The 449-nt window shown below is 71.0% G+C and carries 1 protein-coding gene; it reads right to left on the bottom strand.

The features are described from left to right. Positions 1-210: LysR family transcriptional regulator (locus AC13HU_RS38180; RefSeq protein ID WP_483046580.1), on the bottom strand; the 210-nt coding region annotated here is incomplete at its 3' end. Positions 211-449: the final 239 nt, after the last annotated feature.

Below are 449 nucleotides of genomic sequence, written 5' to 3'. Positions count from 1 at the left end.
GAGAGCGGCAGCCGCCTGGGGTCGCAGCTCGCGGGCGCGCGGGGTGAGAGTCAGCCCGCGACCCGACGGCACCAGCAGCGGATCGCCGACCACCCGGCGCAACCTGGCCAGGGTCCGGCTCATCGCGGACGGTGAGACGTTCATCACGGTCGCCGCGCCTGTGACGCTGCCCTCGCGAAGCAGCGCGTCCAGAGCTGGCAGCAGATTCATGTCCGGCAGGAGCACGGCTCCAGTGTGGCACCGACGATTGCGTCCCGTGCAACTGTCACATGACAACCAGGACCTTGTGATCAACCATGGCCGGATTGCACGCTGATCACATGATCAACGCATCGCAGCCACCGCGACCCGAACGGCAGCCCCTGCCCGGCACCCCCGCGGCCGTACCCCCGCCGCGGCCGGCAGCCGTGACCGAGGACGGGACCGCAGCCGCGGGCGGAGGAGGTGGG

The organism is Streptomyces sp. NH27, assembly GCF_056859195.1.
Note: the sequence above shows the minus strand (reverse complement) of the source record. Positions and strands in the feature narration are given on the sequence as shown.